Annotated in this window: 16 protein-coding genes, 1 tRNA gene and 1 pseudogene; 10 read left to right on the forward strand and 8 right to left on the reverse strand. The window is 70.5% G+C overall.

Annotated elements, in window-relative coordinates:
- The first annotated feature begins 25 nt into the window (after positions 1-25).
- The 4 genes from AC38ZX_RS19335 (at position 26) to AC38ZX_RS19350 (ending at position 1,928) form a co-directional block, all read left to right on the forward strand.
- Positions 26-316, forward strand: coding sequence for an oxidoreductase dimerization domain-containing protein (locus AC38ZX_RS19335; protein ID WP_491297493.1), 291 nt, complete (start codon positions 26-28; stop codon positions 314-316).
- Positions 317-383: 67 nt separating this feature from the next.
- Complete coding sequence (locus AC38ZX_RS19340) at positions 384-1,160, forward strand: DUF2510 domain-containing protein (protein ID WP_491297494.1); 777 nt, start codon at positions 384-386, stop codon at positions 1,158-1,160.
- Positions 1,121-1,513, forward strand: a complete 393-nt coding sequence (locus AC38ZX_RS19345; protein WP_491295540.1) for a hypothetical protein — start codon at positions 1,121-1,123, stop codon at positions 1,511-1,513. The genes AC38ZX_RS19340 and AC38ZX_RS19345 overlap by 40 nt, the downstream gene beginning before the upstream one ends.
- Before the next feature lie 13 nt (positions 1,514-1,526).
- Positions 1,527-1,928, forward strand: coding sequence for a DUF2510 domain-containing protein (locus AC38ZX_RS19350; protein ID WP_491295541.1), 402 nt, complete (start codon positions 1,527-1,529; stop codon positions 1,926-1,928).
- 243 nt (positions 1,929-2,171) lie between these two features.
- Here the strand turns inward: AC38ZX_RS19350 and AC38ZX_RS19355 are convergent, their stop codons facing one another.
- From AC38ZX_RS19355 to AC38ZX_RS19370, 4 genes are read right to left on the reverse strand one after another with little or no spacing between them, the layout of a single operon-like run.
- Positions 2,172-3,131 (reverse strand): alpha/beta hydrolase, encoded by a 960-nt coding sequence (locus AC38ZX_RS19355; RefSeq protein ID WP_491295542.1) that lies wholly within the window; start codon positions 3,129-3,131, stop codon positions 2,172-2,174.
- Between the two features lie 27 nt (positions 3,132-3,158).
- On the reverse strand, positions 3,159-3,896 hold the full coding sequence (locus AC38ZX_RS19360) for an alpha/beta fold hydrolase (RefSeq protein WP_491295543.1): 738 nt from the start codon (positions 3,894-3,896) through the stop codon (positions 3,159-3,161).
- A 33-nt stretch (positions 3,897-3,929) separates the two neighbouring features.
- The gene (locus tag AC38ZX_RS19365) at positions 3,930-5,531 is read right to left on the reverse strand and encodes a LuxR C-terminal-related transcriptional regulator (RefSeq protein WP_491297495.1); all 1,602 of its coding nucleotides are present in this window, start codon (positions 5,529-5,531) and stop codon (positions 3,930-3,932) included.
- On the reverse strand, positions 5,471-6,625 hold the full coding sequence (locus AC38ZX_RS19370; protein WP_491295545.1) for an ATP-binding protein: 1,155 nt from the start codon (positions 6,623-6,625) through the stop codon (positions 5,471-5,473). The genes AC38ZX_RS19365 and AC38ZX_RS19370 overlap by 61 nt, the downstream gene beginning before the upstream one ends.
- Before the next feature lie 221 nt (positions 6,626-6,846).
- Here AC38ZX_RS19370 and AC38ZX_RS19375 point away from each other — a divergent pair.
- Positions 6,847-6,931 (forward strand) — tRNA-Ser (locus AC38ZX_RS19375).
- 388 nt (positions 6,932-7,319) lie between these two features.
- On the opposite strand, the gene AC38ZX_RS19380 is transcribed toward AC38ZX_RS19375, so the two are convergent.
- From AC38ZX_RS19380 to AC38ZX_RS19395, 4 genes are all read right to left on the reverse strand, one after another.
- Positions 7,320-7,517 (reverse strand): hypothetical protein, encoded by a 198-nt coding sequence (locus AC38ZX_RS19380; protein ID WP_491295547.1) that lies wholly within the window; start codon positions 7,515-7,517, stop codon positions 7,320-7,322.
- A 213-nt stretch (positions 7,518-7,730) separates the two neighbouring features.
- The gene (locus tag AC38ZX_RS19385) at positions 7,731-8,264 is read right to left on the reverse strand and encodes an ATP-binding protein (protein WP_491295548.1); all 534 of its coding nucleotides are present in this window, start codon (positions 8,262-8,264) and stop codon (positions 7,731-7,733) included.
- 399 nt (positions 8,265-8,663) lie between these two features.
- Positions 8,664-9,200, reverse strand: a complete 537-nt coding sequence (locus AC38ZX_RS19390) for a hypothetical protein (protein WP_491295550.1) — start codon at positions 9,198-9,200, stop codon at positions 8,664-8,666.
- A complete protein-coding gene (locus tag AC38ZX_RS19395; RefSeq protein WP_491295551.1) occupies positions 9,197-9,730 on the reverse strand; it encodes a hypothetical protein in 534 nt (177 codons plus the stop codon). The genes AC38ZX_RS19390 and AC38ZX_RS19395 overlap by 4 nt, the downstream gene beginning before the upstream one ends.
- Positions 9,731-10,194: 464 nt before the next feature.
- Between AC38ZX_RS19395 and AC38ZX_RS19400 the strand changes: the two genes are divergently transcribed.
- The 5 genes and pseudogenes from AC38ZX_RS19400 to AC38ZX_RS19420 all read left to right on the forward strand — a co-directional run bounded on the left by AC38ZX_RS19400 (position 10,195) and on the right by AC38ZX_RS19420 (position 13,593).
- The gene (locus AC38ZX_RS19400) at positions 10,195-10,953 is read left to right on the forward strand and encodes an MBL fold metallo-hydrolase (protein ID WP_491295552.1); all 759 of its coding nucleotides are present in this window, start codon (positions 10,195-10,197) and stop codon (positions 10,951-10,953) included.
- Positions 10,954-10,967: 14 nt separating this feature from the next.
- A pseudogene (locus AC38ZX_RS19405) lies at positions 10,968-11,360 on the forward strand (arsenate reductase ArsC); the annotation flags it as partial.
- Between the two features lie 105 nt (positions 11,361-11,465).
- On the forward strand, positions 11,466-12,785 hold the full coding sequence (locus AC38ZX_RS19410) for a SulP family inorganic anion transporter (RefSeq protein ID WP_491297496.1): 1,320 nt from the start codon (positions 11,466-11,468) through the stop codon (positions 12,783-12,785).
- On the forward strand, positions 12,749-13,126 hold the full coding sequence (locus AC38ZX_RS19415; RefSeq protein ID WP_491295553.1) for a sodium-independent anion transporter: 378 nt from the start codon (positions 12,749-12,751) through the stop codon (positions 13,124-13,126). Before AC38ZX_RS19410 ends, AC38ZX_RS19415 begins: the two co-directional genes overlap by 37 nt.
- A 164-nt stretch (positions 13,127-13,290) precedes the next feature.
- The gene (locus tag AC38ZX_RS19420; protein ID WP_491295554.1) at positions 13,291-13,593 is read left to right on the forward strand and encodes a MarR family winged helix-turn-helix transcriptional regulator; all 303 of its coding nucleotides are present in this window, start codon (positions 13,291-13,293) and stop codon (positions 13,591-13,593) included.
- Positions 13,594-13,596: the final 3 nt, after the last annotated feature.

The raw sequence follows: 13,596 nt of genomic DNA on the forward strand, positions 1-13,596 counted from the left end.
TACCACCGCGTCCGTGCCGTACGAGGTGGGCGTCGCGCGCTACCGCGAGCTGGCGCGCGGGCAGATCGTCGGCGACTCCTACGGGATGCTCAAGCTGCTGGTGCACATCGACACCCGCGAATTGCTGGGCGTGCACATCTTCGGGACGTCGGCCACCGACCTCGTGCACATCGGCCAGGCGATCATGGCGTGCGGCGGGACCGTCGACTACCTCGTCGACACGGTCCTCAACTACCCGACCCTGTCCGAGGCGTACAAGGTGGCCGCCCTCGACGCGACGAACAAGATCCGTCAGGTGGCCCGCTTCAGCCAGTAAGACGTCACGCAACGGCAACAAGATCGCACTTCAGGACCGTCACCGGGTTGCCGATGTCCTTGTCACGATGAACACGACTCCTCAGGGCTGGTACCGCGACCCCGCGGACCAGTCACGCGTGCGATGGTTCGACGGCCAGGCGTGGACGGCGAGCAGCCGCCCTGCGCCCGAACCCGGCTCGGCCCCGCTCCCGCCGCCTGCCGCCGACGCGACCGGTACCGCGGCGCAGGCTCGGGCGCGCACCGCCGTTGCCACGATGCCCGCGCGCGCCGACTCGGTGCCCACCCCTCACCCGCCCGTCCCGATGGTCATCCCCCTCCTCGAGCCCGACGAGCCCGACGAGTGGGACGACTATGAGGACGAGCCGGTCGCCGAGCCGGCCACTCCCGAGCCCGAGCCGGAGGCCCCTGAGCCCGTCGCTCCGCAGCCCGTCGCCCCGCAGTACGCCGCACCCGCTGAGCTGCCGCCGTACGTCCAGCCTCAGCCCGGCCAGGGGTACGCACCGGCCCCGGTCGGACCGCAGCAGTTCCTGCCCCCCGGGGGTGCCGCGCCGTACGGCGCCGCCTATGCGCCGAGCCAGCCGGAGGCCCGCCATACGTGGCGCAGGCGCCTGCGATGCCGTTCGGTCAGGCGCCCGCCGCCTACGCGCCACCCACCGCCGGCTACGCACCACCTCAGGCCGCCTATGGACCCCCTCCCGCCGGTTACGCGGCGCCGGGGCCCGGGTTCGGCCAGGCCGGACCCGGATGGCCGGGCCCCCAGCCGTGGGCGGAGGAGCCGGCGAAGAAGAACACCGGAAAGATCGTGCTCATCGTCCTGGCGTCGGTGCTGGTCGGGATGGTGATGCTCGGGATCCTCGCGTCCATCGCGATCCCGGTGTTCCTGAACCAGAGGGCCAAGTCGACGGCAACTGGCCTGGACGGCGTGACGTGCGAACAGGTGGCCGACTACGCGGTGCAGGTCTCCGCGGCCGGGCAGTCGCAGGGTGCTGGTCCGCTCGTGTCGATGACCGCGGTGACGCTCATCCAGGACAACCGCGGCACCGTCAAGGTGCCCAGCGCGGGCTCCGACCCGGCGTTCGTCCTGAGCTGCTCGGGTACCGGCACCAAGCCGGACGGCACGACCGCGCCGGTCACCGCCAACCTCTACATCGACTCCACCACCCAGCAGCTCGTCGCCTACGCCTGGGACCAGTGACCCGCGACCGACCATGAACGATGCGGCACCCGGGTGGTACCCGGACCCCAAGGACGCGTCCCAGCTGCGCTGGTTCGACGGTCGGTTCTGGACCGATCAGCAGGGCGAGACCCCGCCGCCGGCCCCGCCGACACGGCGCACCGGCCTGCTGGTCAGCGCGGGGATCGCCGCGGGCGTGGTCGTCCTCGGGGTGCTGGTCGCCGCCGCCGTGCCGGTGTACAAGCAGGAGCACGAGCGGGCCCGGCTCGAGTCCGTCACGTCGATGTCCTGTGACGACGTCGCCGACGAGGCCGTCGAACTCGGTCGCACCGAGAAGGACTCGCTCCTCTGGAGTCCGTCGCGAGCACGGCCGTCGCCCGCGACGACCGAGACGTCGTCCGGATCCCGGCACCCGGTGCCGAGGCGTTCGTCATGAGCTGCACCGGCATGGGCACCCGGCCGGACGGCTCCGTCGCCCCGCTGACCATCGACCTGTACATCGACCACGAGCGCACCCACCTGCTCTGGTACACCTGGCAGACCTGAGGCCGGATCCCTTGGTTGGCCTGCTGCGTCGAGCACATCCCTGCCGAGCGAGGCCGTTGTCGTTGAGTCCAGATCAGGATGGCCCGCCCCGTGCTCGGGGCGGGCCAGCCTGTTCTCGCGGATGTTCGGACCGCTACACGAGCGCCTCGCTGATGAAGGCGACGGCCTGTGCGACGGCAGCTTTCGCCGCGTGAGTGGTGTGCAGGCTGTTCACCATGACGAAGTCGTGCACGATTCCCTGGTAGCGCACAGCGGTGACCGCCACGCCCGCCTCGCGCAGCTTGGCCGCGTATGCCTCGCCCTCGTCACGCAGCACGTCGGCCTGTCCGGTGATGACGAGCGCCTGCGGCAGACCGGTCAGCTGTTCGACCGTCGCGCGTAGGGGGGACGCGGTGACCTGGGCGCGGTCGTCCTCGCTGGTCGTGTACTGGTCCCAGAACCACTTCATGCCCTCACGGGTGAGGAAGTAGCCCTCCGCGAACTCGTGGTAGCTGTCGGTGTCGAACGCCGCATCGGTCACGGGGTAGAACAGCACCTGTGCGGCCAGGTCGACCCCGCCGCGTTCTTTGGCAAGGAGCGTCAGCGCTGCGGTCATGTTGCCACCGACCGAGTCGCCGACAGCCGCCAGACGCGAGCCGTCGAGACACTTCGCCGCCCCGTCGGTGACGATCCACTGCGCGGTCGCCCAGACCTGTTCCAGTGCGTGGGGATAGCGAACCTCTGGCGAGCGGTCGTACTCGGGGAAGACGACGGCGGCGCCCGTGCCGACGGCGAGGTCGCGCACGAGACGGTCGTGCGTGTGGGCATCACCGAAGACCCAGCCTGCGCCGTGCGTGTACAGGACGACCGGAAGGGCCCCGACCGCGCCCTGGGGCTTGACGATGCGCACCTTCACGGAACCTGTCGGGCCGCCGGGGATCTCGGCCCATTCCTCGTCGACATCAGGCTTCCAGATGGCTTCGTCCTGGACGCCGTCGACGGCCTTGCGTCCCACCTCGGGTGACAGCTGGTAGAGGAACGGGGGCTCGCTGGTGGCGTCGACGAACGCCTGCGCGGCCGGCTCGAGGACGATGTTCAAGGGGTTGCCACTCATGGTCTGATTCCTGTCCGGTTCTGGTGTTCAGGCCGCGGTCTCGCGGACTGCCTTCTCGATCACGTCGGCGACCTCCCGAGGGTGCGTCTGCATCACCAGGTGGGGTGCATCGAGCTCGATGACCTCGCGCAGGCCGGCCCGCTGGTACCCGAACCGCTCGACGTCCGGGTTGATGGTGTGGTCGGCGGCGGAGACGATCCCCCATCCGGGCTTCGTCTTCCAGGCCGCGGCCGAGGCGGGCTCGCCGAACGCGGCGCCGGAGAGCGGGCGCTGCGACACCGCGAGGACTTCCGCAGCTCGCGGATCGACGCCGGCGGCGAACACGGCGGGGAACGCGTCGATCTCGACCGAGACGTCCGTGCCGGGATCGCCGCCGGTGACCGGGTACGGCGTGTAGACGAGGTTGGCGGCGAGATCCGAGTCCGGGAAGCCGCCCTGCAGCTGGCCGAGGCTCTCGCCCACGTCGAGCACGTAGCCGGAGACGAAGACGAGTGCGGTGACCTGATCGGCCTCTCCGGCGACGCCGATCACGGCGCCTCCGTAGGAGTGGCCGGCGAGCACGACGGGTCCGTCGATGTGCTCGACGAACGCACGCACGGAGGCCGCGTCCTGCGACAGGCTGCGGTTGTAGATCGGCGGGACGAAGACGGTGTGCCCGCGATCGAGCAGTTCGCGGGTCACCGGCGCCCAGCTCGCCGCGTCAGCGAAGGCGCCATGGACGAGGACGATGGTGGGGGTGGTCGTCGTGCCAGAGGTGGTTGCCATGGCCCCGACGCTACGAGCGGGCTCCGGCCGGAACTACCGCCAGGTGGCCGTATCGTCCTTCGCCGTGGCGGCCAGCTCGACCCGGCCGTTCACCCCGAGCTTCGCGTACACGCTGGACAGGTGCATCTTCACCGTGCTGCGTGCGATGAAGACGCGAGCGGCGATCTCGGGGTTGGTCAGACCCTCCGCGGCCAGCTCGGCGACGCGACGCTCGATCGGGGTCAGGCTCGGCCACCCGGACTCCGGACGCCGCCGCGGTCCTCGACTGCGGAGCGCGTAGTCGGCAGCCTCGCCGATCGAGAGAGCCTGACCATCGCGCCAGGCCCGGTCGTACGACTCGTCGCCCGCGAGGTCTCGGCCTCGCCGGTCCACCGCCGCCCAGCGTGCCGGCGCAGGCGGGACCCGGAGGAGATGGTGCTGGTCGCGCACTGCGGACGTCGCCCCGAGGTAGCGCGCGGCTCGTTCCGGATCGCCCTGCTCGACGGCGATCGCGCCCAAGGTCTCCAGCGCGTCCACGCAGGCCAACCACCAGCCCGCCGCCGCAAGGACCGCTAGCCCTGCCTTGGCGGTGCGCTCGGCGTAGTCGGTCTCGCCTCGCAGCAGGGCTGCCTCGGCGAGCCCGACGCTTGCGATCCCCGCATGCCTCGAGCTCGGCGCGGATGCGGCTACCCCTGCCAGGGCACGGGCGTGAGTCTCGACCAGGTCGGCGTCGCCGCGGCACAGTCCGATGGCGATGTAGCTGTGGTGGCGTTCGTACCGCAGGGCGAGCGTCGGGATGCCCTCGTCCATGGCGGTCAGCTGTCGTTCTGCGGCGGCCGGGTCTCCGGCGGCGAGCGACGCGATGGCTACCGCCGCGAGCATGCCGCCCTCCGCCATCGTGAGCTGCTCGCGCCGGACGATCGCCAGCTGCTCGGACGCGCGAGCGAGCGCCTCGGGTCTCCGGCCCGTGCGCGCGTCGACGATCGACTGGGTGGCGTGCGCCGCAGTCCGGGAGTACTCGTCCTCACCGCCGTCGACGGCGAGCGCGCGAGCGGCGTACGCCTGCGCTTCAGGGATGCGGCCCGCCCACAGCGCGGAGAGGCCCGCGGTATAGAGGATCCAGCGCAGATTGAAGGCGTAGTTGAGCGCCTCGGTGACGCTGAGCGCCTCCGGAAGTGCGGATTCGAGGGCGTCGAGGTCCGTGCGCAGGTGCGCGCTCATGCAGACGTGCAGAAGCGCGTCGCTGAGGCAGACGAGGTCGCCGGCCTCGCGGGCGAGACCGATCGCGCGGCCCAGCGGCACCAGCACGCCAGAGGGATCGACGAGACACCGCTGACTGGCCTCACGTGTGATCGCCACCGCCAGCGCTCGCGCGTCGCCGGTCGCCTCCGCCATCTCGACCGCCGCCACGGCTGCCTTGCGGCCCGCCACGAAGTCGCCGCGCGCTGTCGACGCCACCGAGAACCGCTCCATCGCGAGCGCTCGCTGAGGCGACGGTACGTCCGGCGTCGCCTCCAGCGCCCGGCGCGCGGCAAGGGCGGCTTCAGCGAAACGACCGCTCCGGCTCCAGAAGTTGCCCAGACTGGCCACGATCGTCAGGGCGTCCGGGTGCTCGACCGAGGCCGCGTGATCCAGCGCCCGCAGGACGTTCGGCATCTCGGGAGCCAGCCGCCGGTGGCCCTCGGACGAGAACGCCCAGTTCTCCTCGTCGCAGCGCTGGGCGAGCTCCAGGAACACGCGCCGATGACGTGACCGAAGGACCTCGCGTTCGGCCGGGTCGAGCAGCTCTTCGGCGTACTGCCGCACGAACTCCGGGAAGTGATATCGCGTCGTCGAGTCACCGGCATAGATGACCAGGAGCGAATTGTCGACGAGTCCGTCAGGCCATCGAGCACAGGCCGCTCGCACACGGCACCGGCAGCGACCAGCGTGAAGCTGTCCGCAAACACCGACAGCTCGGCGAAGAGTGCGCGGTACTCGGGGTCGAGCAGCCTGAGGCTGAGGTCGAGCGAGGCCCGCATCGACCTGTGTCGCGCACTCGTGTGACGGGGTGCACCGCCGAGGATCGTGAGGCGATCGACCAGGCCGTCGGCAATCTCACGCGCCGACATCACACGCATGCGCGCCGCCGCCAGCTCGATCGCCAGGGGGATGCCGTCGAGGCCTTCGACGATCCTCCGGACATCGTCGAGGGCCGCCCCCTCGAGGCTGCCGCGCCGAGCCCGCGACGCGCGATCGAGGAACAGCAGCGCCGCCTCGGACGGCGTCGCCTCGTCGTCGTGCGTGGTCAGCGACAGCGAGGGGACCGGCACGACCGTCTCCTCGGGCCTGCCGAGCACGATGCGACTCGTGGCAATGACCCGCACCCCGGGACATTCGCGCACGATCACGCCGGCGATCTCGGAGACTCCGTCCACCAGGTGCTCGCAGTTGTCCAGGACGACATACCCGCCGACCTCGCGCAGACGTTGGGTGACGCCATCCAGCGTCGCGGCCAGGCCGGTCAGCCCGACGGCCGCGGCGACGGCCGGAACAACCAGCTCGGCATCGCCCAGGGAGGCGAGCTCGGCGACGTGGACGGGCCCGGCACCGTCCTCGCGCAAGCGACGTGCGACTTCCGCGACGAGCCGTGTCTTGCCGATCCCGCCGATACCGGTCAACGTGACCAGACGTGTCGCGCGCTCGTCCGAGAGCATCCCGACGAGCGACGTGATCTCCTCGACCCGCCCGACGAAGGGCGTCGCCGGCACCGAGCGAGACGAGGGTGACCCTGACACACCGCGAAGATACCCAACCTCGGTCCGACGGTTGGGTCGTGGTCAGGATTCGCTCCGGCCGCCGCGACCGCGACCCTCCACCGAAGGCCCGCGTCCGGACCCCTCGTCTGGGACGACGCCCAGATTCGGGTACGCTGTGCGTGCTTCAGGAGGCATCGGACCCCTACGTGGGACGGGATCGCCTCCCGCGGCCGGGAGGATTCGCCTAGTGGCCTATGGCGCACGCTTGGAAAGCGTGTTGGGTGAAAGCCCTCGGGGGTTCGAATCCCCCATCCTCCGCCGGTCGAAGGGCCCGTGACCTGAATTTCGCAGGTTGCGGGCCCTTCGTCATGCTGTTGTGGCCCGTGGCCCGACCACTTCGAGCAGAGCCAGTCACGCAGGTCTCGGCGTTGATACCCACGGAGTCATTCGCCCGACCGGGCTACATCCCGGCCGGCGCGACCGGTTTACCGTGTCCGTCGTGGCTCGACTCCGGACGCTCACCAGACGCCGATCGGCGCGGGCAATGGGCGTCCACCGGTTTCCCCGCTTGCTTGCGATCTCGAGCGTCCTGGCGGCCTGCCTGGTCGCCTCCGGGTGCGGGGCGGGTTCCGGGTCCGGGCTGCCCTCGACGGGCGCCGCGACAGTCCGGGTCGGGCCGGTCGTCGACCCGCTCACACCGGACGGCTCAACGTGGGCGCAAGCACTGGATGAGCAACCGGCCGGACAACTCCTCGACGACGCGCAGGTCGAGTCGGGGATCAGCATGCCGTGGAAGTTCCTCGGCTTCGGCGACACCCGCAGCGTTGTCGACGTCGCATTCGTCGCTGGCGACGGCGACTGCGTCACGCCGCTCGGGTTCGCAGCGACGACCGACGGCGACCATGTCGAGCTGCGCGCGGTGAGCGTCGTCGACGCGTCGCGCGAGGCCTGTGCCGACCCCATCGTGCTCAGACGCGCGTCGGTCCAGCTCCCCTGTGCCACTCGACAATGGGATCCAGCTCGAGCACGCCCCCGTCGAGCCGGACTGGAACTCACCCAGCGACTTCGACTAGGACGTGTCTCCCATGACGCGCGGAGTCGGCGACCTGTCGGCAACTCAGCTGACGATCGTTGCGACGATCTCCTGCACGACGTCGGTGGTGGGCTTGTGAGTCGTGTCGATGAGTAGCTCAGCGGTGAAGCCGGCTCGGTCGAGAGTGCGCGCCAGTTCGGGGTGCCGCTGCGCGTGCCATTGCAGGGCCGCATCGTCACCGTCGTGCCGCCTGGCCAGTCGCGACAGCACTGCGTCGGGGGTTGCTGCCAATCGGACATGGAGCAACCTCGTGGAGGCAAGGGCAACTGCATTGCGTTCCAGGTCGTCGACGGTCTCGACGACGGCGGCGACGACGAGCACGCGTGCGCCGGCACGTCGGAAGTTTGAGGCGATCGCCTGCATGTTCCCCAGTGCCAGTGTCGTCTGAAATGGGTCGCCAAGCGGCGCCGGCCACGAGCGACGCAACCAGTCGACGTCGATGACCGCGCCGGGAATGCTGCGTTGTCTCAACTCGGCTCCGAGTCCCTCGGCGGTTGTCGTCTTCCCGGTGCCGACGCTGCCGTTGATCAGAACGGCGTCGAACGTCGTGATGGGCATTGCCCAACGGTATCGGCGTCAGGGCGTGTCGCCCGATAGGCGAACCAGGTGAGAATCGCGCAAAAACGTGGCGCCAGCCCGGTAGGTGATGGCGACTTTTGTCGAATCCGGTCGCGATGCCGCTCCACTGCTTGGCGAGGGCGAAGAACCGCTCGACGACGCTGCGACCCTTGTATTCGTCGGTGGCCGAACCGGGTGGGCACTCAGTGGAGCGTGACGAGCTCCCGGTCATGATCGTCGAAGCCGAACAGCGTGCCGCCGGCCGCGCCCACGTGGCTGATGCCAGTTGGGAGCTGTCCGGAACGCCTCGCGTCCATCGGAGAAGTCGTAGGCGATCAGCTTCCGGGTTGCCCCGCGCCGAGACCGCGTCGAACCCGACGAGCACGTGCCGGCCGTCGGTCATGACCGTCGTCGGTCGTACGCCGTCCTCGTCCTTGGTGCGCCAGGCTCTTTGCCGGTGTGGCCCTCGACTGCGATGACCCGTGGACCGGCGAGGACGTACACGCGGCCGCGAACGACGATGGCGCTCGTGCCGGGCTCCCCCGAGAACGTCGTGCCGTCCAGAGCCCATCGCTGCGCCCCCGAGTCGGTGTCGCCGCCGTACAGCTGCGGTCCGACGGTCAGCATGAGCCCCGGGATGCTGCCGTCGTCGACCGTCACGTCGACCGGCACGCCGTCGAACGTCTGGTCTCCTGCGGTCTGAGCGTTGGGGGCCAGCAGCGTGGTCTGGGTGCCGCCGGTGGCAGCCGACGGCCCCGAAAAGGTCAGGCGCTGGGTGAGCGGATCGACCCGCCAACCCCCGGACGGGCCGGCCTCGACCCCACCGTCTCGAACGGGGGTGCCGTCGGTGGCGAACACCCACCTCTGGCCGGACGAGGTGTCTGCGGCGATCAGGCCGCTCGCCCGCTGCACGCCCGTGACGGCGTTCGCCGTCACCTGCGGCCCGGCGTACCCGAGCTCCACCGTTCGGCGCCCGTCGCCATGTCCCGGCCGTCGACGACCGACTCCGTCGCTGTGCCCGACCCGACGACGACGAGTCCGGAGAACACCGCGATGCTCTGCGCCCCAGGCGACGCCCACTGCGCGGTGACGGAGCCGTCCGCCGCGTCGAGCACGACGATGCTCATCGCCGGTAGCCCCTCCGGCGGAAGAGAGGCGTCCGGCAAGGGGGCGACACCGTTGGGGACCAGGCACACGACGTGGGTCGCGCTCACGACGGGTGTCCCCGGTGCGTTGTCGGCCACACACCTGCTGGACCCGACCGTGACGCCTTGCCCGGCTTCGGGGGAACGGCCGCTGCTCAGCCGTGTCGACCAGCCCGGTCGACCGTCGAGACCGCCCCACTGGAAGATCTCCGAACCGTCCGCATGCACCGCGACGAACCCGCCGTCCGTACCGAGGGCGAGGCCCGCCGCCTCACCCGGGTAGCGATCCCCGACGACGAGGTCCCGATCGACCGGTGCCACGACCCCCGGAAGGCTCGCCAGCCTGGCGTCCGAGGCCTCTTGGCGTGCGTGGATCACCCACAGCGCAATGCCGAGTGCGACCACGACTCCCGTGGCACCCGCAGCGCTCGTCCTGAGCCCTGGCCGTGGAATGCGCCACCCACGGCCCTGCGCCGGGCGGTGCGCGGGAACCGGGTCGACCTCGTCCTCGAGGAGCCTCGACCTCCTGCATCCCCTGCCCTCGCATGGTGGGACCCTACCGAGGCACCGCCCCCAGCGACCGACGAGCGGACCGCCCAGCTCGGCCAATGGCCCGGAGAACGCTCGGCGACGCCTGGCAAGTGCGTTGGATGAAAGCCCTCGGGGGTTCGAATCCCCCATCCTCCGCCGGTCGAAGGGCCCGTCACCTGTGTGACGGGCCCTCCGTCTTCGCCACCCTGAGACGCGTGATTGCGCCGGGACGAGGCACCTGACAGGGTCGACCGATGCTCAACGAGGTGGCCGACGGCGTCTGGGTCCGGCAGAGCGCCTGGGTCTGGAGCAACACCGTCGTGGTCCGCGGCGAGGACGGGCTGATCCTGGTCGACCCCGGCATCGAGGGCGCCGAGCTGGACCAGCTCGGCGACGACCTCGACGCGCTCGGCCTTCCGGTCGTCGCCGGGTTCTCCACCCATCCCCACTGGGACCACCTGCTCTGGCACCCCCGGTTCGGCGACGTCCCGCGCTACGCCACCACCGCCGCCGCTAAGTTCGCCGGTGGCGTGCGGGATCGGGCGCAGGCGATGGCGCAGGAGGCCGCGTCGGGGATCCCGCTCGAGCTGATCGGGCTGACCACCGCGCTGCCCACGGACGGTGGCCCCGTGCCGGGCGAGGTCATCGAGCACGAGGCGCACGCCATCGGGCACGCCGCGGTCCTCCTCGCGGACCGTGGCGTCCTGATCGCCGGCGACATGCTGTCCGACGTCCTGATCCCGCTCCTCGACTTTCGTCGGCCCGATCAGGTGAGCGCCTACGAGACGGCGCTCGACCGGTTGGGTGAGGCGGCCCGGCACGTCCAGGTCCTGGTTCCCGGTCACGGCGCGGTCGCCGAGGGTCTCGAGGTGGCCGACCGGCTCGTCGTCGACCGTGCGTACATCGATGCGCTGCGGCGAGGAGACGAACCCGCCGACGCGCGTCTGGAGCGAGAATGGCTTGCCGGACCGCACCGGTCGAACCTGGAGCAGGCCAGGCGGTCCACCGCATGAACCTCGGGAGAACCATGAATACCCGCCCCTCGGTCCTGTTCGTCTGCGTCCACAACGCGGGCCGTTCCCAGATGGCCGCGGGCTTCCTCACCGCGCTGTCCGGAGGCCAGGTCGAGGTGCGCTCCGCCGGGTCCATGCCGGCGGACCAGGTCAACGGCGTAGCGGTCGAGGCGATGGCCGAGGTCGGCGTCGACATCCGCGCCGAGCAGCCCAAGGTGCTGACCACCGAGGCGGTGCAGGCCTCCGACGTGGTGGTGACGATGGGCTGCGGTGACGCGTGCCCGTACTTCCCCGGCAAGCGCTACGAGGACTGGGTGCTGGAGGACCCGGCCGGCCAGGGTATCGATGCCGTCCGCCCGATCCGCGACGAGATCCGGGCGCGGGTGCTCACGCTGCTGGGCGAGCTTCAGTGTCGCCCCTGTCGCGAGTCCCTGACCTGGCCTTATGGTGGCGGCGGCTTCGGCGCCCGCACTGCCCACGGAGGTCTCGTGCCCCACCTCATGCCGGAGTCGATGCGCGGGTACCAGCGCGCCTGGTTGTCGCGGGACGTCATCGCGGGCGTGACGCTGGCGGCCGTCGCGATCCCGGAGACCATGGGGTACACGTCGATCGCGCAGACGCCGGTCGTCACCGGCCTCTACACGGTGATCTTCCCGACGATCGTGTTCGCGCTGCTCGGCTCGTCGCGACTCCTCGTCGTCGGCGCGGACTCGGCCACGGCGGCGATCCTCGGCGCGGGACTGGCCGGCCTCGGCATCGCGGGGCTGCAGCCGAGCTCGGCGGAATGGGTCGCCTGGACGAGCCTCGTGGCGCTGGTCTGCGGCGGCCTCCTCGTCCTCGCCCGCCTGCTCAAGCTCGGTTTCCTGGGCGACTTCCTGAGCGCGTCGGTGCTCGTCGGCTTCCTCACCGGGGTCGGGATCCAGGTGTTCACGGGGCAGATCCCGCAGATGCTCGGCATCCCGAAGGGGTCGGGGCGTTGGTTCGAGCAGCAGTGGTGGATGCTCACGCACGTGTCCGACGCGGACGCCTGGACGGTCGGGTTCGCCGCGGGGACGCTGCTGCTGATCATCGGCTTCAAGCGGTTCGCACCGAAGGTGCCGGGCGCCGTCGTCGCCGTCGTGGTGTCGATCGTCATCTCCGCGACGCTGCACGCCTCGACGCACGGTGTGGCGGTCGTCGGCGCCGTCCAGGGCGGGTTCCCGCCTCTCGGCCTGCCGGGCGGCATCACCTGGAGCGACGTGCCCAAGGTCCTGGGGATCGCGTTCGCGTGCTTCGTCCTCATCATCGCCCAGAGCGCCGCGACCTCCCGCAGCTTCGCCCTGAAGCACAGCCAGCGCGTCGACGTGAACCGCGACATCGTCGGTCTCGCGGGCGCCAACCTCATGGCCGGTCTCAGCGGCACGTTCGTGGTGAACGGCAGCCCCACCAAGACCCAGATCCTCGACCAGGAGAAGGGCCGCACGCAGGTCGCCAACATCACGATGTCGCTGGTCGTGCTGGTCGTCGTGCTCTTCTTCACCGGCGCGCTCACCGACATGCCCGTTGCCGTGCTCGCCGCGATCGTCTTCTGGATCGGCATCGGCCTGATCGACGTCGCCGGCCTGCGACGCATCGGCGCCGCCCGTCCCAGCGGCTCGCGATCGCCCTGGTCACCGCGGTCGTCGTGTTCGTGGTCGGCGTCGAGCAGGGCATCGTCCTCGCGATCGCGCTCTCGATCGTCGAGATCGTCCGCCGGGCCTACGCACCCAAGAACTTCCTCGTCGGCGTCGACAACGAGGGTCACCCGACGTACACGGTGGCCAAGCGCGGGGGCCAGAGCCTGCCCGGCCTGATCGTCTTCCGCTACGACGCCGAGCTGTTCTACGCCAACGCCAGCCGGTTTGCCGACGACGTGCAGAACCTCATCGCGACGGCACCCGACCCGGTGCGGTGGCTCGTCCTGGACTGCTCGGCGATGAGCGACATCGACTACTCCGCGGGCGTGACCCTCGCCGAGCTCATCCAGGCGGTGCACGCCAGCGGTGGCGTGTTCGCGATCGCCGGCGCCGACCCGTCCCTCCTGGCCACCCTCAGGCAGTACGGCACGCTGGCCGACTTCAACAACGCCCACATCTTCTCGACCATCGACGACGCGGTCGCGGAGTTCCGCAACAGTTCGAACATTGACAGTTAGATGTCTAACAGTTAGAGTTCTGAGCATGGACGCACCGGAGAACGCCTTCACCACCATCCTCGGGCTGGTCCGCTGGCTCGGATGGGCTCAGATGAAGGCCGGCGAGGACTGGATCCGCGAGCGCGAAGCTCAGCCACAGCCAGGCCTTCGCCCTCGGCTACCTGGTGCAGAACCCCGGTTCGATCCAGCGCGACATCGCCGAGACCACCCGGACGAGCGCCGCGAGCGTCTCGAGCCTCCTGCAGGGGCTCGAGCGGCGCGGACTGGTCGAACGCCGCACGGACCCGGAGAACGAGCGGACCAAGCGCGTGTACGCCACTCCGGCCGGGATCGAGCTCATCGCCGGTTTCGACGCCGCCATAGCGGCCGCCGACGAGTCGATCCTCGCCCCCTTGGACGCCACCGAGCGCGCTGCACTGCACGCCCTGCTCAGCAAGATCACCGCGGAGCCCCGACCGACCCGGTAGGGC

This window comes from Cellulomonas sp. McL0606 (assembly GCF_058248365.1).